This is a genomic window from Olsenella kribbiana (genome assembly GCF_036408795.1).
In the GTDB taxonomy this organism is placed as follows: Bacteria; Actinomycetota; Coriobacteriia; order Coriobacteriales; family Atopobiaceae; genus Olsenella_L; species Olsenella_L kribbiana.
This window is the reverse complement of the sequence record NZ_JAZGJP010000020.1, coordinates 1-18,358: the sequence shown is the minus strand read 5'-3', so window position 1 is coordinate 18,358 and position 18,358 is coordinate 1. Positions and strand designations below refer to the sequence as shown.

Sequence of the window (18,358 nt, the reverse complement as noted above, 5' to 3'; positions counted from 1 at the left end):
TTGGGCCCTGCGAGCCTCATGCCTTTTCGAGAAGGCGTGCCACGGTATCCATCGCTGAGGCCAGCTCCTCGCGCTCGGATGGGCTCAGATGTCCGAGCAGACGACGCACCTCTTGGGAACCCTCTTCGATATGGGCTTCCACATAGGCCCTGCCGGCATCGGTCAGGCAGACCTTGCGGCAGCGGCTGTCCTCATCGTCTGGCACCTGCCTCGCGAAGCCACGCCCCTCGAGCCGCGCTGCAATCTTCGATGCATGCTGCTTCGTGATCCTGAGGGCTGCTGCGAGCTCCTGCTGGCGGAGCTCCCCTGCCTGGTAGAGCTCTTCCAGGGCTTCGACCTGGGCAGGCCCAAGATCGCCCCGGTAGGTATCGCGGTAGGGCGCCATCACCTTCTGCTCGAAGACAGCGCGCATGCGCCAGGCCGGCTCCAGGGCATGGTCCTTCCAGGATGCGGACAGCTCCTCTTCTGCCATGCGCTACCAGGTCCTCGAGCCCATGGCACGGAACTGGGCCACTGTCGAGGCATGGGAGTTCATGCCGCCATCCACATTGATGATCTGCCCGGTGACATAGGCGCTCTCGTCGGAGGCGAAGAAGAGGCATGCCTGCGCGATATCGTCCGGGCAGCCATAGCGGTTGACCTCGATGTTCGAGAGGAAGATGTCCTTGAGCTGCTGCGGCACATGGGCCTCGTTCTGCGGCGTCACAATGAGTCCGGGGCGCACGCAGTTGCAGCGGATGTTCTCCTTGCCATACTGGAGCGCGACCGACGAGGTCAGCATATCGACCGCAGCCTTGCTGCAGGCATAGGCTGTCGAGCCCAGATCTCCTGCAACCGATGCCATCGATCCGATGTTCACGATCGACCCTGCCTTCTTCTCGCGCATGTAGGGCAGGGCCGCCTTGATTGCATAGAAGGTGCCACGCACGCCGGAGGCAAACATCGCATCCCAGTCCTCGAGCGAGATCTCGTCCACCCGGCCATCTGCCAGGCCCACACCGGCAGCATTGTTGATGAGGATATCGATGCGGCCATATTCCTGAGCAGTATCTGCCATCAGCGCATCGACCGTCGCCAGATCGTTCAGGTCCATGCGATGGAAGCTGGCGCTTCCGCCTGCCTCATGGATGGCCTCCACGACCTCCTGCCCCCGCGCTTCGCGCCTGCCGCATACGACCACATGGGCACCTTCCTTGGCAAATGCTTCGGCGATGCCGATGCCGATGCCGCTTGTCGAACCGGTCACGATCGCGATCTTGCCTTCAAGCCTCTTCATGCAGACCCCCCATACAGCATCCTGTTTGTCATATCTATATGACCTTTAAGGAGATAGTAACATAGATATGACCAAAAGGTCAGGAAATCCTGCCTCCATGGTTCCGCCATGAGCCAAAGCTACTCCCCTGGCAGCAAGGCCCTCCGTCGATCCCTGGCAGGCAAGCCTGGCACAGAGCAATGTGGCAGCGGGGCCACATCGGCAGCACGTGCCATGGCTGCAGCATCGCTTCTGTCTCTCTCGATCAGGCAGCTGCAAGAAGCTTCGTGATGCGCTCCATGAACTGGGAAAGGAAGCGCTCGGTGTCGACGGCGACAGCCACCTTCATGGTCTTCTTCGCATCGTTCAGCCTGGTCTCGTCGCCGATTGTGCGGCCCCTGGTCGCCCCTTCGGTGTCCACCTTCATGTTGATGGGAAGGCAGCCCACAAGCGAAGGATCGATGGCAACTGCTGCTGCCAGAGGATCGTGCAGGCCGCATCCTCCAAGATAGGGAGCGGTCTTGGCATAGGCGCCGATATAGTAGTCGACGATATCGGCATAGGCGTTTCCTGCCTTCGTCCCGAGCGCACGCCACTGCCGTGTCTCCTTCTTCGTGAGCAGCGTCTGGAGCGTGACATCGAGCCCCACCATCGTGACATCGGTGCCAGAGCGGAACACCTCGTCGGCAGCTTCGGGATCCTGGCTGATATTGGCTTCGGTCCAGGCATTCACGTTGCCGGGCACCGTGAGCGCCCCTCCCATCATCACCACGTGCAGGCATGCCGCAAGCGAGGGGTCCTTTCTGAGCGCAGCAGCCAGATTGGTGAGCGCACCGGTCGGCACATAGACAAGATCGTCTCCCAGACGATGCGCCGCCTCAATCAGGAAATCGACTGCCGGCGTCTTCTCGGCAGCACGCCGTGCGGCAGGCACCTCGACCCCGCCGATGCCGCCTTTCCCATGGATGAAGGCGGAGGCAGCGCTCACGGCGAAGCTATCCTGTGCCAGAGCATGGGTCTCGCCCGGAAAGACCGGGACCTCGGGATGTCCCAGAAGCTCGGTCAGGGCAAGGCTGTTGGCAAGGCCCTGCTCCATCAGGACATTGCCGTAGGTGCCGGTGATGCCGATGAGCTCGGCGTCAGGGCTTCCGAGCACATAGGCGATGGCAAGTGCATCGTCGATACCGGTATCGAGGTCGAGGATGATCTTCTTCATAGCAAGCCTCTCATGTCTTTCCGCCATCTGGGAAGCCTCGAAACCATCAGGGACTTCCTGCGTCTGTTCAGCATATAGAGTATAGCCAGGAACAGATATCCGCCAGATTGCCGCCGCCTGACGAATCGGAGAGGAGAGCTACATGATCTGGTTCACCGCAGACCTCCATCTGGGACATGAGAGCCTCGCCACCCAGAAGCGCGGCTTTTCCTCCCTGGAGGCTATGGAGCACACAATCATCCAGAACATCAACATCAAGGTTGCTCCGACCGACACGCTCTATGTCCTCGGCGACTTCTCGTTCCGCTGCACAGTCGAGCACGCCAAGGCGCTCAGGAAGAAGATTGTCTGCCGCAAGGTCCACCTGATTTCAGGCAACCACGACAAGGACTGGTCGCGTCCGGAGGCTGCCCACACCTTCATCCTGGATCCGCCGCTCATGCGCATGAAGACGGAGGACGGGCAGATCCTCGTGCTCTGCCACTATCCACTGCTCTCCTGGGAAGGCATGCACAGGGGCGCCATCATGCTGCATGGCCATATCCATTCAGGCCAGGGCGAGCAGGCACCCGGCTCCTACAACATCCGTATGAAGGAGGAAGGGATCTTCCGCTACGACGTGGGCGTCGATGCGAATGCAATGGCACCGGTAGCGCTCGGCGATATCCTTGCCTGGTTCAGGGATGCAGATGCCCAGGTGCCGGAAGGCCTCTAGAAGCTAGCGCCAGATGTGGGCACGCAGCCACTCTGCCGCCTCGCTCACGACCTGCCAGTAATAGGGGTCGACAAAGCCATGGCCACCGCCTGGAATCACATGGAGCTCGCAGCGCGGGAAGAGCGACTGGGCACGCTGGGAATACGAGAGCGGCACGACTTGGTCTGCGTCCCCATGGAAGATGATCACGTCCTGTGCGAAGGCCGGGATGTGCTCGAAGAAGTCGTAGTCCCAGCAGGAGCGCAGGAAGTCTCCCGACACATCCATGCTCATCACATGGAAGCGCTCAGGCAGGTCTTCCCTTCTCTGGCATGCGCCATGCACTGCATCATGCAGGTTGAAGGCAGGATAGAGCAGGGCGCAGCCTTTCACGAGCTGCACATTCGCCCTTGCTGCCATGAGCGCGATCGTGGCACCGAGCGAGGCACCGCAGAGGAAGAGATTGTGTTCATCCACATAAGGCTCGCGCGAGAGCTCCCAAGCCACTGCCTCGAGATCGTGCTGCTCCGTGAAGAGCGACATGTTATCCTGCCAGCTGCTCATCGAATAGCCGCCACCTCCACAGAAGTCGAAGACATACGTCACCATGCCCCGCTCAGCAGCTGTCCTGGCGTAGGGCTCCATGTCCCCATGGTTCGTCGAAAGCCCATGAGCAAAGATGGCCGTGGCACGAGGCCTGCCGTCGTCCCACCCATCCGGCAGAAAGAGCTTTCCGTAGATCTTCTTGTCATCGCGCTGGCACCAGTGCTCGCGTTCTGCATAGCCCATGGAAAGCCTCCCGGAAAGTCCCTGTTGTCTGGATCTGTGGAACCATTCTGGCTGAAGAATGTGCAGCCCCTTTACCATTTCCCATGATTGGGACGCCTGTCTCAGATGGGACAGGCGTCCATTTGAGGCATTGAGCTGGAATTATGCAGGGCACACAAGACGAAGGAAGCCCCGGAAGAGCGAATCTCCCGAGGCTTCCCACAGATCCATCACACACAGATCCATCACAGACTGCTGGCTAGTGCGTCGTGCCCGTCGCTGCCTTCACATCGTCCGTGCGCTCGACAGCAGCGGCCAGGCCAAGCTCGATGCCGCGCGCCATCATGTCGAGCGACATGCTCGGCGTAGCAGATGGCAGATGGCAGGCCTGCTCCGTCGCATACGGGACATGGAGGAATCCGCCACGGACACCCGGATGCTTCGTTGCAAGCGTATGCAGCAGCGAATACATCACGTCGTTGCAGACATAGGTGCCAGCCGTATAGGAGACCTCCGCCGGAATGCCGGCCTCTGCCATGGCCTGGACCATCGCCTTGACGGGAAGCGTCGCGAAGTAGGCGTCGGGGCCATCGGCGGCGATACGCTCTGCCACCGGCTGGTTCCCGTCATTGTCCGGGATGCGGGCATCGGCGTAGTTGATGCCGACAAACTCGGGCGTGATCTTCGCACGTCCGCCTGCCTGGCCCACGCAGAGCACGAGGTCGGGCTCGACCTCGTCGATTGCCTTGTCCACAGCTTCGGGACCCTTGCCGAAGACGACCGGGATCTCGACCTTCGTGACGGAGGCGCCACCAATCGTATCTGGAAGCCTGCGCACGGCCTCCCAGGCCGGGTTCATGGTCTCGCCACCGAATGGCTGGAAGCCGGTCACGAGAATCTTCTTCATTGCGAACCTTCTCTCTCCCGAAAGAGCCTGCCGCGAGGCAGGCTCTCATTCTTTGCTTTAGAGGTCTCTACCCAACTACAGCGCGACAAGGCAGATCATCAAGAGGATCTGGAAGGCAAGCATGATGAGGGCAGGAACGATCTGCTTCTTGATGACACCGTACTCGTCGTCCATCTCGAGAATCGCGACCGGCACGATATTGAAGTTTGCCGCCATCGGCGTCATGAGCGTGCCGCAGTAGCCACAGGTAAGGGCAAGGGAGCCGACGATGACGGGATCTGCGCCGAGGGACAGCACGAAGGGGGCTCCGATGCCTACCGTCATGACCGTGATGGCGGCAAAGGCATTGCCCATGATCATCGTGAAGAGGGCCATGCCGAGGCAGTAGACAACGATGCCGACGACCATGTTGCCCTGCGGGATGATGGCACCGACGATATCGGAGATCACGTTGCCGACGCCTGCTGCCGTGAAGACCGATCCCAGGATTGCAAGGAGCGTCGGAAGCATGATCAGCGTGCCCACGATATCGATCATGCGCCGGGAATCCTCGAGATAGACCTTCATGGTGTTCTGCTTCGGACGCATGAAGTGCAGGACGACCATGCCGATGAAGACGCCGACGGTGATGCCGACAAGCGAGCTGATTTTCGTGAAGAGGGCAAAGATCAGGGCAACGACGCCGATGGAGAAGGCAGGGATGAAGATCTTCGTGCCAAGGTCCTTGTAGCCGGCATGCGCCTCAGTGTCGGTCGGCTTCGTGCGGTCTGCGCCCTTGCCGACCTGCTTTGCAATCGGCGGGATGACCATGAGGATAACGAGGACGCCGTCCACCTCATACGGCACCCACGGGCCGACGATGAAGAGGATGCCGAGAATGCACCAGAAGAAGGCCGTGCCGATCCTCTTTTCGTTCGTCTCGTCCTTTGCATTGCGGATTCCTGCATAGATGCAGACGAGGCCAATGATCAGGTAGACGACCTCGAGGAGCTTCTGGGAAAGCGTCACATCGGCGCTCTGGAAGAATTCGATGACACCCATCAGTCTTCCTCCTTCACGCCGGCCGCAGCCTCAGCCTCGAGCTGCTTCGGATCTTCCTTCGTGAGCTTCTTGTCGCAGATCGCGTAGTAGATCGTCGTAACGACGACCGCGACGACGGCGACAGGGATCTGGATGGCAGCGAGCTGGGGAAGGTCGACCGTGTAGCCGAGGTCAGCCATCGTGCCCTGGACAAGCAGCATGCCAGACGTGCCGACGAAGAGCACCTGGCCGAAGAACCAGGCGACATTCTCCATGCCGGCTGCCATGGCCTTGAGCTCCTCATGATGCTTGCGGGACATCTTGTGGCCACCTGCCTCGTCTGCCGCCTCTGCCATGGGCATGACGACAGGCTTCACGAAGCCGGCAACGCCACCAAAGCTGACATTGAAGGCAGCAAAGATCACGCGGAAGACGCCGTAGGCACCGAGCACGATGCCGGCTGTGGCATTCTTCACCTTTGCCATCACGTCTTTCGCCGCTTCCTTCAGGCCGTTCCTCTCGAGCGTGCCCGTCAGCAGGAACACGACGACCGTGATGAGCATGTTGCGGTTCGAGACGAAGCTCTTGCCCAGCGTCTGCAGGAAAACCAGAGGGTCCATGCCTGCAATGAGGGCGGTTACGACAGCGGCAGCCATGATCGTCAGGATCGAATCCCATTTGAGGGCAAACCCGATCACGACGATCACGATGCCAAGAAGCTTGAGTGCTTCCATCTGCACCCTTTCTCGTGAAGGCAGGGCACAAAAGCCAGAGTTCCTCGGATGCCAGGCCCTGCCACCATCAGTTGCAGCACGACAGTATCCCAGCACATCCCTGCTCCTTCAAGAAGAGTTTATCGTGTTGACATGCACAGCCAGCAGGATGTCTGCGCATCCGTGCAGAGGCACGTATCTCAGTGCCTGCATGCCCCTGCATGCGTGCAATGCCGGCACAGCCTAACATATCCTTTATGCATGAGAATCCAGATGCCGAGCACCCCCAGCCCATAGGGCACCAGATAGCCTGGCCAGCCGAAGAGCTGGAAGAAGGCCTCGAGAGGGGAGCCTTCTGCCGGCACGCGCACGAACATGAAGTTTGTCCCGAAGCGGGCATTCACCGCAAGGCAGAAGACAAGATAGGCACCTGTGAAGGCAACCGCCTGCCAAAGACGTCCGATGCTGGGCCGAAGCTCGCCGGTCGCAAGCTTCATGAGGACCAGGGCAAGCATCAGGGAATGCTCGGCAAAGCCGCAGATGACCGGCCATGACAGAGGCGGACACCATGCCCAGCCAGGGAACAGCACGGCACAGATGGCTCCTGTGGCAGAAAGGCAGAAGAGCGTCTCCCCTATCCAGGGAGCCGGCCATATCGCATAGATGATGCCGAGATACTCGCAGGCATTGCAGGTATGGAGCGGCCACCAGCTGGGTGCAAATGTGCCCGTGGCAATGAATCCTATATCCTGCGAGGCAAGAAGGGCCAGCGGCACGGCCGTGACGGCATAGCTCATCCGCCTTCGTGCCTTTCCTCGCGGCAGCGCACGGTAATGGAGGACACAGAAGGCGATGAGAGCACACGATGCCGCGAGCCAGGCAACATGCACAGCTCCGAAGAGCGGCCAGCCCTGGCCTTCTGCCAGAAGGGTCGCCGGCGTGAAGAGGTTCACGAGCCATGGAAGGACTGTCTCCATCCCAGGCCTCCTCCTTCAAGACCTGATCGGCCGGCCCTTCAGCCACCGAAGGCGGGATTCCTGCTTCCTGCCACCTACTCCGCCCAGAAGGCGCGGCCGTCCTTGCGGGGCTGCGGAGCAGCCACCTTGTCCTTCACAGGATAGCCCAGAATCAGATGTCCCACGCCTTCATAGCCTTCCGGCACGCCGAGCGAGGAGAGCCACTCCTGGACTTCCGGCATCTCCGATTCTTCCTTCGCTCGATGGATCCAGCAGCTGCCGAGACCCAGCTCTTCAGCAGCTATCCCCATGGTGCCGATCATGAGGGAGCCATCGCAGACATAGGTCGGCATGTCCTTCTTGCCGAGGACCATGAGCACGACTGGTGCCCCATAGAAAGGATCGAACCCCTCTTTCCAGCCGCCGATCTTCCTGTTGAGCTCGGAGAGCCAGGAGATCTTCTCCTTGTCCGTGACAGCAACGACGATGGCAGACTGCCTGCCCATGCCGCTTGGCGCCCAGAGTCCAGCATCGATAACCTTGTCTATAAGGTCCTTCGGCACCGCCTTGTCCTCATAGGCGCGGACGCTGCGGCGGTTATGGATTGCTTCAAGAGCATTTTCCATAAGTACCTCCTCCAAGAGAAAGCCTGCATCATTCAAGAGAACTCATACCCAATGTGCTTCTCCGCTTGCACTTAGCTAGCCACAAGGACGAATCCGAAAACACTCCCAATGCAGATGTGCCCCTGAAGCTGTCAATGGCTTCAGGGGCACTGATCCAGATGTCGATGAACCTACTCGCTCGTGCTGCTGTCTGAGCTTTCCTCGTCCTCGGCAGCTTCAGCCTTGCGGCGCTTTGCCCCGCGGACAATAGCGTAGATGCCTGCCGCAGCACCGACCGCTGCTGCCACATCGATTCCCGTGAGTGCCATCTGCCATGGCGCCATGACAGAGACGACCTTTGCCGTGGAAGAGATGCCATTCATGGCAAGGCTGCGGGAGACGGCATAGAGGATGTGCTTGGAGGCCTGGCGCAGCTGCGTCATGACCGTCGGATTCGATGCATAGCCATCGATCTGCCAGTTGTCGGTACCGGAGTTGAGCCACATGTCAGTACCGCCAGCAAGGCCTGCACGGATGGCCAGCAGCGGGAAGGCCTGCGGGTAGGATGCCTGGTCGGTGATGATGGCACCCTTAAAGCCCCACTCGCCGCGTACGACATTCGTCGTGAGACCCTTGTTGTCGCCAGACCAGACAAGGCCGACGCGGTTCATGCTCAGCATGATGCCGAGCGTGCCCTCGTCTCCTCCCGAGATGCTTGGCTCGAAGGCTGCAAGGTAGATCTCCCTGATTGCCTGCTCGTTGGAAAGCGTGGCGATAGTCGTACGGCTGGTCTCCTGGTCGTTCAGAGCGAAGTGCTTCACGAATGTCATGACGCCCTTGGAGCGGGCACCTGCAACCGTGGCAGCTCCGAACTGTCCGGAGAGGAAGCCATCCTCTGAGTAGTACTCGAAGTTGCGTCCCGAGAATGGCGTACGGTGGATGTTCATCGACGGCGCATACCAGCCCGCAAAGTTGAGGTCGCCCTGAGCGAGGCAGTCCTCGCCGATCTGCTCTCCCATTGCCTTGGCGCAGGGAGGATTCCAGGTCGAGGAGATGACGACCTCAGAGCACCAGGCATAGGTCTTCTCGACGGTATTGACGCCTGTCGTGCCAGCATTGCCGACATAGGCAGGGCCATCGACACAGACCGTTGCTGGAGCGCCCACCGAGTTGACCGCCTGAGTCTGGTAGCCGCCGACACGGACCAGGTTGTACATCTCTTCGGGTGTCAGCTGGTCAAGAAGATCGTCCCATGCCGGATCGTCCGCATCGACCTCACGGAGCATCGCGAGCGTGAGGTCATTCTGGGCACCTGTCGTCGGCATCACCGCGGAAGGATCGTCCCGTCCCTCCTGTACAGCAAGCGCCTGGAGCACCTCATCAGTTGCCGTGAAGATGTAGGTCGTGGGATAGCTGGCTTCCCAGTCGCTGCGCGTCAGATAGGTGAAGCTTGCGTCATAGCTCCGCATGTCCGCATCATCGAACTGGTTCTGAACTGCAGCGCCGGTATAGGGAGAAGTGGCGTAGTCGCTGCTCTCCCCAAGCGAGAGCTTCACGGCCTTTCTTGCATCGCTCTCTGCATCCATGCCAGATGCACCCTTGGCAGCAAGGATGTTGTTGAGGGCGTCATGGACATCCGTACCGATTGCGAGGTAGTAGTCGCCTGCCTCGAAGATGTAGGTCCCCTTGCCGCCCTCGTCGTAGCTCTTGAGGCTTGCAAGGGAGACGGCCACCTCGAGCGTCTGCGACTGACCAGGTGCAAGCTCATCGGTCTTGGCCAGGCCCACCAGCTGGACAGCAGCCTTCTCGACGCCGTTTGCGCGGTCATAGTCCGTATAGGGGCTCTGGCCATAGACTTCGACGACATCCTTGCCTGCAAGAGACCCCGTGTTGGTGACCTTGACGGTAAGGGTCACCGTATCATCCTTCTGGGCGCTTCCGGAAAGCACCTGCTCGAAGGAGGTATAGGAAAGGCCGAATCCGAACGGGAACTGCACCTCGCTGCCATAGCTCCACTTGTCTGCAGTGTCGGATGCTCCGACTGCGGAATCTGCGTTGCCCTGTCCGAGCACGCAGTCCTCGTAGCGGGTCTCATAGTACTTGTAGCCGACGTAGATGCCTTCCTGGTAGACAACGAATGGCGCATTGTCTGTGCCAGCGATGATATTCGAGCCGAAGTTCATGAGCGCCGGCGCAGACAGGGAGTTGCGGGCGTAGGTATCGACCGTCTTGCCAGATGGATTCACGGCGCCTGTCAGGATATCGCCCACGGCATAGAGGCCGTCCTGGCCTGGGTTGCCGATCCAGAGGCAGGCATCGACGTTGAAGCGGCTGCTGTCGAGGAACGAGAGCTCCATAGCATTGCCGGAATTGATCAGCACGATAACCCTGCCGAAGTGCTGGGAAGCATACTCCAGAAGCGCTTCCTCATTCGAGGTGAGCTCCAGATAATGACGTCCAAGATCGTCATCCGAATCGAGCCTGCTCGAATGGACCGTGCCGGTATAGCCTTTGATATCGACGTCCTGAAGATACGACTCATCATATGCCCTCGGGACATCCGAGCTCTCCGAGCCGGAGCGGGCAAAGACGACGATGGCAGCATCGCTGTAGTCGCCGAGACTTGCGGTCTCCGTATCGGTGAAGAGGTCCGGAGATTCCTCATGGATGACATAGCGGCCCGTGCCTGCGATATCGGCGACATCCATGCGGATAGAGCTGCCCGCGCCTTCAGTGTAGAAGCTCCACATCGTCGGGTTGACCTCGAAGCCAGAAGCCTCGAGCGCAGACTTCAGGGTCGGAGCAGTCGAGGAGTCGACAGCGCCGGAGCCGCCACCGCCGTAGAGGATGTCTGCAGAGCTTACACCGAGAAGCGTGACCCTGCCTTCTGCCATCGGAAGCGCGCCATCATTCTTGAGGAGGACGAAGCCTTCCTGCGCAACTTCTTTGGCAATGGATGCATCTGCCGCAAGACGCTCCGACTCGCTGCTATAGGACGCCTTGAAGTAGACGCTGTCCTCAGCTCCTGCGCCACCATCCTTGACTTCGTAGCTCTTCTGCCCGAGATAGGTATTGATGACCGGCGCATACTTGTTCGCATAGTAGTTGCCGACACCCAGGGCAACAGCACCGGCTCCGATGCCTCCCAGCCCCAGCACAGAGCGCCTCGTAAGTCCGCCTTTGGTCTGCGGCTTCTTCGAATCCGTCATCTGATGTCCTCCCTCATCCTGATGGCTTCACTTATGGGCCTCCAAGCCCTTTCTTGCTGATGCCATCTTCTTCGGAAGCAGGATGCAGATACAGCGGGCTGGCACGTTTCGGCAGCGCGCTGGCAGGATTCGACGGAAAAGCGCCGTCTGCGGATTCCGGAAGGTCGAGCGGTCGCCAGCACGGCGAATCCGCCCCCGCCGATAGGCTAGGATGTAGCGAGGATGCAAACTGGAAAGGGGATGCATGCAGGCTGCAATCGTCGACGATTCTAGTCTCGACAGGGACAATCTCGTCCGCTATATCGATGAGTACGCAAAGAGCCATGATGCCGATATCGAGCCCATCGCATTTCCGGATGCCAGTTCCTTTCTGCGGGAGGATTCATCCCAGTTCTCTCTTGTGTTCTTCGATATAGACATGCCAGGCATATCCGGCATGGAAGCCGCAAGGCTTCTGCGCAGTGTGAATCCCGATATCACGATCGTCTTCGTCACGAGCATGCCGCAATATGCCCTCGAAGGCTACGAAGTGGAGGCCGCCGACTATCTGGTCAAGCCAATCTCCTACCCGACCTTCTCGCTCAAGCTGACGAGGGCTTTGGCCCGCGTCCAAGAACGCTCGGAGCAGTCTCTTGTCATCAAGACTGCTGATGGCATGATGATCCTCCCGATCCGCGATGTGCTCTACATCGAATCGCATGGTCACTACCTCATGTATCACACCGCTCATGAGACCTACCGCACACGCGAGACCATGACGGCATGCGAGAAGAAGCTCGAAAGCTCAGGATTCGCCCGCTGCAACAGCTACTACCTTGTGAACCTCAAGCAGGTCAAGGCAATCTCAGGTTCCAGCGTAAAGGTCGGCACAGACGAGCTCGCTATGAGCAGATCGAGGCGCGAGGCCTTCGCCGAGGCCTTCATTTCCTGTGCAGGAGGAATCTGACGTGGCTGCCTTCCTTGCTGCTGCAACCCCTCTCGCTATCTTCGAGGAGCTTCGCTTCGTCTGGGAATACCTTGCCGCTGCCTTTGTCCTGCTTGCTATCCAGGCAGAGCCGAAGCCGAAGGCCGCACTCAAGGCTGCCGGCCTCATTGCAGGCTTCTCTTTCGTCTCGCTTGGCTATTTCCCCTTCAGGGAATTCGTTGTCTCGGCAGCGCTGCCCAATGCCATGAACGTCCTCTGGTACCTATCGCTTGTGTTTGCTATGACGTTCTCGCTGCAGTGCTGCTTCCGTATAGGCCTGACCGATCTTCTCTGGAGTGCAGCCACTGCCTACACGACCCAGCACATTGTCTACATCGTGGTGCATGAATGGCTTGCGCTCTGGATATGGCCAAGCCTCACCCGGAATCTTGCGCTCTATTTCTGTCTGAGCGCCTTTGCCTGCATCGTCTGGTACACAGCTGTCCGGCTGATATTCAGGGATGTCCTCTCCAGGACCGGAGGACGGCTCCTCGAAGACGAACCCTACGGCGTGCTCGGAGCCTCTGCCCTTCTGGCCATGCTTTTCCTCTGCACCTTTGGCTTCCAAGGGCTGTTCCAGCTGGATGATTCTCGCTTCAGGTCCGTATGGATGAGCCTTCTGGTCTGCATCATGGTGCTTTCGCTCCAATACATGGCCTGCCAGAAGGTCATCTCTTCGCGGGAAGCGCGGGCAAGCGAGCAGATACTTGCCGATGCGCAATCCAGTCTCGATCTTTCCCATGCCCTCTTCGAACGGCTGGGCAGCCTCATGCACGATGTGCGGCATATTGTCGCGGGTGTGCGTGCAGAGCAGACCGAAGGATTGGGAGGATATCTCGACCGTGTCGAGAAGAATCTCAGAAGCTACGATGCAACGCTCCGGACGCACAGCGAAGCCATCAATGCAGCGCTTGCAAAGATGGAGCTGCTCTGCGGGCAGCAGGACATCACGCTTGCGTGCATGGCAGGCAGGATTGATGGCGGGGCACTCCGCAGCACAGACCTCTATGCATTGGTCACGGGCATTGGACGCCTTGCGATGCTTGTTGCCAGCCGAGGCAAGAATCAAGAAGAACGGGCCATAGACCTTTCGCTGAAGCAGCACGGCGGGATGCTCTTCATCTCATGCGATATGCCTATCCCCGCCTCAGCAGAGAAGCTCTCAGCCCTCGAAGACTTCCAGGCTGTGAAACGTCTTGCCACTCAGCATGGAGGCTCTTTGATTGTCATGAGCGAAGGCGGACTCACTACGCTCCGTCTGGCGGTAGCGCCAGGCTGCTAGACCCTGAATGATGGGAACTCCTCGAGCTGCTCATCTGCCTCCGAGGTGTCCTGCACAATGCTTGCGCCCCGATACCCCATCACATAGAGCCCCGCAGCCTTGGCGGCATGGATGCCGACAGGAGAATCCTCGACGGCGATGGAGTCTTTCGCATCCTTTCCCAAGAGCCTCAGCGCCAGAAGATAGGGATCGGGCTCTGGCTTGTGATGCTCGCACATGTCCCCTGTGACAATCACGTCAAAGCAGGACGTAAGATGGAGCCTGTCGAGCGCAAAGAGGATGGAGGAAGCTGCTGTCGTAGAGACCAAGCCCGTCGGGATATGGCGGGCACGAAGGTCTTTCAGGACATCCAGAAGGCCTGCTTCTGCCTCGAGCGGGAAATCACGGTAGATGCAGGTGTTGTCACGGCGCTTTGCAAAGAACTCCTGCGCCGTGACCGTGAGGCCATACCTCCTGAAAAGTGCCGGGATGGACTCAAGCCCCGTCGTGCCGACAAGCGACTGCATCTCCTCTTTCGTGGGATTGATGCCGTAGAGCTCATACACCTCTCTGTCGAGCTCTATGCCATAACTCTCGGTATCGGCACAGACGCCGTCGAAGTCGAAGAGGGCGCATGCGGGCGTATCCGGCTTTATCATCAGTCTCTCTCCTATCTTTCCACTCGGGCTCAAGTCTCACTTCACGAAGCAGGCATCGAGCCATTCGGCTCCAGGACGTGCAATCAGGCGCGCATCCTTGTACGCCATCTCTGCCGTCAGTATCGTCTGGCCGATGTAGCGGCCCGACTGCGTCCGCTCGAGCACGAGCGCGATATCGGGCTGCTCGTCCTCTGTGAGGTCGAGCGGCAGAAGCAGGCTCACACAGTCTCTGGCAGGATAGTAGATAGGCACCGCCCACCTCCAGTTCCAGGCAACCTGCTTGACCGACAGCCTGATGGCAGCATCAAGCCGGTCCTTCAGGCGCCGGAAGCGCAGCTGGTCGGCATCCAGAAGCTTTGCAATCGCATCGAAGGCATCCCTGCGCGCATCCTTCTCCTTCGCTGCGAACGCGCGCTTCGTGCATGCCAGCTCTTCCTCATTGTCTACAAGCTCGCGCACGAGGAAGGCCTCAGGCAGCCGGTCGAGATTGCCGATCAGGATATGGCCATATTGACACTCCCCACGGCTGAAGCCGGGGGATTCTCGCTTCGACGCAGATAGCCTTCCTCCGCCTTGCGGCGGAATCTGGTCTTACGCCTGCTCCACGAGCGTTCGGGACGCTTTCGCGCCCCCGGTTCCCGCAAGCCCTGCGGTACCGTCTGCTCTATCTAAAAGCCGCGCTCCTTCCCGCGCGATGTTCAAGGCCGCATTGAGATCGCGGTCGTGGCGGCACCCGCATGCAGGGCAGGTCCATGCCTCCACGCCCAGCACGACCGCCTGATTGACCTGTCCGCAGACAGAGCAGGTCCTGCTCGACGGATAGAACCTGCTGACCTTCACGAACTTTCGTCCGTACCAGGAGCACTTGTACTCCAGCTGGCGGGCCATCTCGGACATGGAGGCATCCGCGACGGACTTGGCCAGACGGCGGTTCTGCTCCATCCCTTTGACGTCCAGGTCCTCGACGGCGATGGCTTGGCTCTCGCGCACCGCCTCGGTCGTGGCCTTGTGCAGGGCGTCCTTCCTCTGGCTGGCTATCTTTTCGTGTATGCGGGCGACCCTTGCGCGCTGCCTGGCGCGTCTTCTGGAGCCCTTCTTCTTCCTTGAGAGCCTCCTCTGCGCCCGCGCCAGCTTCTTCTCCGATCTGGCAAGGCTCCTGGGATTTGCGATGGCAGTCCCGTCCGAGCGGGCCATGAGGCAGCGGATGCCCACGTCCACGCCCAGGACCTCGATGCGCCCTTCGGGAATATCGGGCTTCGGACAGTCCGTGCACGTGAGCACGCAGAAGTACTTGCCGCTCGGCACGCGCTTCACGGTCGCGTTGAGGATGCGCCCCTCGACGGGGCGGCTCACTCGTGCCCTCACCAGGCCGAGCTTCGGAAGCCTCACATGCCTCGCGTCCGGCACCGAGATTCCCCAGTTGGTGCGGTAGGACTGCCTCGCGTCCCGCTTCGACTTGAAGCGCGGATATCCGGGCTTTCCGCCCGCCCTGCAGCGGCGGAAGAACCCATCAAAGGCCCTCCCCAGGTTCACGACCGCCTGCTGGAGCGCGTGGGAGTCCACCTCGCCAAGCCAAGGTGCATCCGTCCTTTTCCAGGCCGTGACGAGCTTCTGGAGCTGGTAGACCGACGGCGATTTCCCGGTCTTCTCGTATTCGGCCTTCCTGGCCTCGAGGCACCTGTTGTAGACCCACCTGGTACAGCCAAAGGTGCGCTCGACAAGCTCGCGCTGGGCGGCGTTGGGGTAGATGCGGATCTCGTAGGCCCTTTCCATGGCTACACGCCCTTCTGGTTCTCGATGCATTGCCTGGCGACTGCCAAGGGCGCCCCTTCCACGGTGGAGACGAAATGGCTGCTGGTCCAAAGCGCAGGGATGCGGGTCCTGAGCCTGTACCTGGGGCAGAAGACCACGTGGTGCTTGCAGCTGTGGACGACGCTGTCGTTGCTCTTGCATTTCATGCGGGCATTATACCACTTGCAGATAGCTATCACCTGACGGCGATGCGCGGCTTGACCCCATGCCTGAAGGAAGGGGCTTGCGCCGCGCTTTTGGTCAGGCGTCAGCACCTGGTCCACGTCGTAGAGCACATCCTCTGCCTTGAAGAGATAGCGTGCACGCTCCGGCAGGTCGTGGAAGCTTCTGAGCAGCCTGTCGCCGAGCCTGTCTGCTCCTGCCGCAGCGAAGCCTTCGAGATACCAGGGCTGCCTGTCCGGATTCCTGTTCGGCGTGAAGCAGGCAAAGATGTCCTCATACGATTCATCGACAAGGCCGGTATTGAAGGCGCAGAAATCTTCATCATCGCTGATGAGGATCTTGCCTTCACGCTCGAGGCGAAGGAACGTGAAGCGCAGATAGTCGCTCAGGATCTCGTAGCGGCGAGGCCCTGTTCCGGCGAAGTCCCACCGCTCAGGCAGGACCATCTGTGCCAGACGCGCAGAGGTCTCTCCCCACTCGCCGAGATAGGCAAAATCAAAGAGCGAAATCTCGTCCCGATCCTTCTCCATCGGCTGCTCCTCTCTGCACATCAGCCTTCTTCTGCATCATACGCCTGTGAGAGCATCCGATGGAATTGAGTGCTACACGAGCCCCAGGCCGACCTTCATCTTGAGGATGCGGCGGATGGAGTCATCGATCCTGTCCTCGGAGATGTCTCCTGCCTCCACAGCGCTGAGCACGGCCGTATAGGCCCGGTCGAAATCGCTGGGCATGAGCAGCATATCGACACCGGCATCGAGCGCTGAGAGCACGATGTCCTCGATCGTGTAATCCTGGACGATGGCGCCCATCTCGAGCGAGTCGGTGATGATGACACCGTCAAAACCAAGACGATTGCGGAGCATGTCGGTCACGACTTCCCTCGAGATGGAAGCAGGTGCATACGTGCCTGTGATATTGGGACAGCTCAGGTGCCCCACCATGATCATGGGGACACCGTCCGCGATGGCAGCCTGGAAGGGCTTGAGCTCCTCTTCTGCCATCTCGTCTGCCGTCTTCTCGGAGACGATAGGCTCGGTCTCCGAGTCGCCGACCGCACCCCCGATGCCCGGGAAGTGCTTCGCGCAGCACCCGATGCCGGAAGAGACGAAGCCCTCGACCTGCGCTGCCACCATAGGAGCGACAGTGGCAGCAGTCGTTCCGAACGAACGCTGTGCCATCGTGTAGCTGTCCGGGTTGTTGCAGATATCGGCATCCGGCGCGAAGTCGAGATTGAAGCCGAGCGGCAGGAGATAGCTTCCGATCGTGGACGCCACGTCCCGTGCTGCTGAGACGTCGCCGGCATCGCCGATAGCGCGCATGTCGCCGACATTGGGGATGCCGAAGCCAGGAGTTCCGCCGATACGCGAGACCGTGCCGCCCTCCTCGTCCACAGAGCACAGAGGCGGGATGCCGCAGGCATCCTTCGAATACGTCTTCAGGGCGGAGAGCATCTGGACTGTCTGGTCTGTATCCTCGAGATTCTTGCCGAAGAAGCACATGCCGCCGACGGGATAGGCAGAAAGCGCCTGCTGCGCTTCAGATCCTGCCTGGGTCATCGCATCGGAGACGATGCTTTCGGGACGGATGAAGAAGAGCTGGCTTACCTTCTGCTCTGTCGTGAGGCCACCCAAGAGCTCCTCTATATGCTGTGCCGCAAGCTCCTCAGCCGTTGGCTCGGGAGCTGCCTCTTCCTGCGTCCCGGCATCGGTGCTGTCCGTTGCAGCGGGGCTCTCCTGCGCATCTGAAGCTGCGCCTGCAGCGTCATCCGTCTTGCCGCAGCCGGAGCATCCGGCTACGCCGAGCATTGCGAGGCCTGCCGCAAGGCCAAGCGCTCCCCTCCTTGTCATGGCACACCCTCTGCCGGCATTGCCGATATCTTCCTTGCTGTTTCTGGGCTCCGTTGGCGCCTCCTTGTCCGGACAGCGCGCCCGCACCCGCCCTGCCGCTATCAGGTCCCTCTTCTGTTACCCGCCCGTTCAGCTTTCGCAGCATGAGGAAGGCCCTTTTCGGCAGGCGACATTCAGAATTATGAAGAATGGCTGAGTACCTCCGGCATAGTTAGGCTCCCTGAACTGCAAACGGCTTAGGCAAGCTCGCAGGAAGCTTCGGCTGGACCGTGGCCGTGGCTGCGATGCCGGAGAGCGGGACATGCAT

At 60.1% G+C, this 18,358-nt stretch carries 18 protein-coding genes; 3 read left to right on the top strand and 15 right to left on the bottom strand.

Going from position 1 to position 18,358, the window contains the following annotated elements; translation table 11 throughout:
* Nucleotides 1–16: 16 nt before the first annotated feature.
* The 3 genes from VXJ24_RS10185 to VXJ24_RS10175 form a co-directional block, all read right to left on the bottom strand.
* Nucleotides 17–472, bottom strand: a complete 456-nt coding sequence (locus VXJ24_RS10185; protein ID WP_330972807.1) for a MarR family winged helix-turn-helix transcriptional regulator — start codon at nucleotides 470–472, stop codon at nucleotides 17–19.
* Nucleotides 473–475: 3 nt separating this feature from the next.
* Nucleotides 476–1,276 (bottom strand): SDR family NAD(P)-dependent oxidoreductase, encoded by an 801-nt coding sequence (locus tag VXJ24_RS10180; RefSeq protein WP_330972806.1) that lies wholly within the window; start codon nucleotides 1,274–1,276, stop codon nucleotides 476–478.
* Between the two features lie 244 nt (nucleotides 1,277–1,520).
* A complete protein-coding gene (locus VXJ24_RS10175; RefSeq protein WP_330972805.1) occupies nucleotides 1,521–2,471 on the bottom strand; it encodes a nucleoside hydrolase in 951 nt (316 codons plus the stop codon).
* Between the two features lie 142 nt (nucleotides 2,472–2,613).
* Here VXJ24_RS10175 and VXJ24_RS10170 point away from each other — a divergent pair, with 142 nt between their 5' ends.
* A complete protein-coding gene (locus VXJ24_RS10170) occupies nucleotides 2,614–3,186 on the top strand; it encodes a metallophosphoesterase (protein ID WP_330972804.1) in 573 nt (190 codons plus the stop codon).
* Nucleotides 3,187–3,189: 3 nt separating this feature from the next.
* On the opposite strand, the gene VXJ24_RS10165 is transcribed toward VXJ24_RS10170, so the two are convergent.
* From VXJ24_RS10165 to VXJ24_RS10135, 7 genes are all read right to left on the bottom strand, one after another.
* Nucleotides 3,190–3,954, bottom strand: coding sequence for an alpha/beta hydrolase family protein (locus VXJ24_RS10165; RefSeq protein ID WP_330972803.1), 765 nt, complete (start codon nucleotides 3,952–3,954; stop codon nucleotides 3,190–3,192).
* Nucleotides 3,955–4,192: 238 nt separating this feature from the next.
* Nucleotides 4,193–4,840, bottom strand: coding sequence for a pyroglutamyl-peptidase I (gene pcp / locus VXJ24_RS10160; protein WP_330972802.1), 648 nt, complete (start codon nucleotides 4,838–4,840; stop codon nucleotides 4,193–4,195).
* Nucleotides 4,841–4,915: 75 nt separating this feature from the next.
* A complete protein-coding gene (locus tag VXJ24_RS10155) occupies nucleotides 4,916–5,881 on the bottom strand; it encodes a DUF979 domain-containing protein (protein ID WP_330972801.1) in 966 nt (321 codons plus the stop codon).
* The gene (locus VXJ24_RS10150) at nucleotides 5,881–6,594 is read right to left on the bottom strand and encodes a 5-oxoproline transporter, DUF969 family subunit (RefSeq protein ID WP_330972800.1); all 714 of its coding nucleotides are present in this window, start codon (nucleotides 6,592–6,594) and stop codon (nucleotides 5,881–5,883) included. The genes VXJ24_RS10155 and VXJ24_RS10150 overlap by 1 nt, the downstream gene beginning before the upstream one ends.
* Nucleotides 6,595–6,773: 179 nt before the next feature.
* Nucleotides 6,774–7,550 carry a YwaF family protein gene (locus VXJ24_RS10145; RefSeq protein ID WP_330972799.1) on the bottom strand — a complete coding sequence of 259 codons (777 nt, stop codon included), beginning with the start codon at nucleotides 7,548–7,550 and terminating at the stop codon, nucleotides 6,774–6,776.
* A gap of 74 nt (nucleotides 7,551–7,624) precedes the next feature.
* Entirely contained in the window at nucleotides 7,625–8,155 is a 531-nt protein-coding gene (locus VXJ24_RS10140) for a nitroreductase (RefSeq protein ID WP_330972798.1), read from the bottom strand.
* 170 nt (nucleotides 8,156–8,325) lie between these two features.
* Nucleotides 8,326–11,343 (bottom strand): glycoside hydrolase family 3 protein, encoded by a 3,018-nt coding sequence (locus tag VXJ24_RS10135; RefSeq protein WP_330972797.1) that lies wholly within the window; start codon nucleotides 11,341–11,343, stop codon nucleotides 8,326–8,328.
* Between the two features lie 244 nt (nucleotides 11,344–11,587).
* Here VXJ24_RS10135 and VXJ24_RS10130 point away from each other — a divergent pair, with 244 nt between their 5' ends.
* Nucleotides 11,588–12,289: a LytR/AlgR family response regulator transcription factor gene (locus VXJ24_RS10130; RefSeq protein WP_330972796.1), complete on the top strand. Its 702-nt coding sequence runs from the start codon at nucleotides 11,588–11,590 to the stop codon at nucleotides 12,287–12,289.
* Between the two features lies 1 nt (nucleotide 12,290).
* Nucleotides 12,291–13,589 carry a hypothetical protein gene (locus VXJ24_RS10125; RefSeq protein WP_330972795.1) on the top strand — a complete coding sequence of 433 codons (1,299 nt, stop codon included), beginning with the start codon at nucleotides 12,291–12,293 and terminating at the stop codon, nucleotides 13,587–13,589.
* On the opposite strand, the gene VXJ24_RS10120 is transcribed toward VXJ24_RS10125, so the two are convergent.
* The 5 genes from VXJ24_RS10120 to VXJ24_RS10095 form a co-directional block, all read right to left on the bottom strand.
* On the bottom strand, nucleotides 13,586–14,227 hold the full coding sequence (locus VXJ24_RS10120) for an HAD family hydrolase (protein ID WP_330972794.1): 642 nt from the start codon (nucleotides 14,225–14,227) through the stop codon (nucleotides 13,586–13,588). The genes VXJ24_RS10125 and VXJ24_RS10120 overlap by 4 nt on opposite strands.
* 36 nt (nucleotides 14,228–14,263) lie before the next feature.
* Entirely contained in the window at nucleotides 14,264–14,812 is a 549-nt protein-coding gene (locus VXJ24_RS10115; protein WP_330972820.1) for a DUF3825 domain-containing protein, read from the bottom strand.
* Nucleotides 14,813–14,818: 6 nt separating this feature from the next.
* Nucleotides 14,819–16,000 carry an IS200/IS605 family element RNA-guided endonuclease TnpB gene (tnpB, locus tag VXJ24_RS10110; RefSeq protein ID WP_330972793.1) on the bottom strand — a complete coding sequence of 394 codons (1,182 nt, stop codon included), beginning with the start codon at nucleotides 15,998–16,000 and terminating at the stop codon, nucleotides 14,819–14,821.
* A 2-nt stretch (nucleotides 16,001–16,002) separates the two neighbouring features.
* Nucleotides 16,003–16,731 (bottom strand): DUF3825 domain-containing protein, encoded by a 729-nt coding sequence (locus tag VXJ24_RS11525; protein WP_430623823.1) that lies wholly within the window; start codon nucleotides 16,729–16,731, stop codon nucleotides 16,003–16,005.
* Between the two features lie 72 nt (nucleotides 16,732–16,803).
* A complete protein-coding gene (locus VXJ24_RS10095; RefSeq protein ID WP_330972792.1) occupies nucleotides 16,804–18,051 on the bottom strand; it encodes a glycoside hydrolase family 3 protein in 1,248 nt (415 codons plus the stop codon).
* Between the last annotated feature and the right edge of the window lie 307 nt (nucleotides 18,052–18,358).